Origin of the sequence: Pseudomonas frederiksbergensis, from assembly GCF_003732665.1 — a bacterium.
Lineage (GTDB): Bacteria > Pseudomonadota > Gammaproteobacteria > Pseudomonadales > Pseudomonadaceae > Aquipseudomonas > Aquipseudomonas frederiksbergensis_G.
Map to the genome: position 1 here is coordinate 1 of NZ_MOBP01000196.1, position 411 is coordinate 411.

The following is a 411-nucleotide window of genomic DNA, read 5'->3' on the forward strand; positions in this document are numbered from 1 at the left end:
AAAACAGTTGCCCTCGCGCACCCGGTCGGTCACCACGGCGGGTAGCACCGCACGGCCACGCACCGAACGTACCTCGACCTGATCCTTGTCCTGGATGCCGAAGCGGGCGACATCTTGCGGCTGACTCTCAACGAACGGCCGCGGATTCAATGTGTTCAGCGTCGCGACTTTGCCGGTCTTGGTCAGGGTGTGCCACTGGTGTTGCAAGCGGCCGGTATTGAGCACAAACGGGAAATCCTCATTGGGCATTTCCGCCGGCGGCAGGTGTCGGCGCGGGAGGAAAATCCCCTCGCCGCGCTCGGTAGGGAAGACTATGGCGGGGCGGGTGCTATCGGTTTCACCCTTTAAATCCTGTCCGACGGCATTGTTCATTTAGCCAATCGGCTTGCGATCCAATGGCTCGTTTGACGC

Annotated in this window: 1 protein-coding gene; it reads right to left on the minus strand. The window is 60.8% G+C overall.

The features are described from left to right. Window positions 1-315, minus strand: a 315-nt coding sequence (locus BK665_RS33785) for a molybdopterin dinucleotide binding domain-containing protein (RefSeq protein WP_375538969.1), incomplete at its 3' end; no start/stop codon positions are given. Between the last annotated feature and the right edge of the window lie 96 nt (window positions 316-411).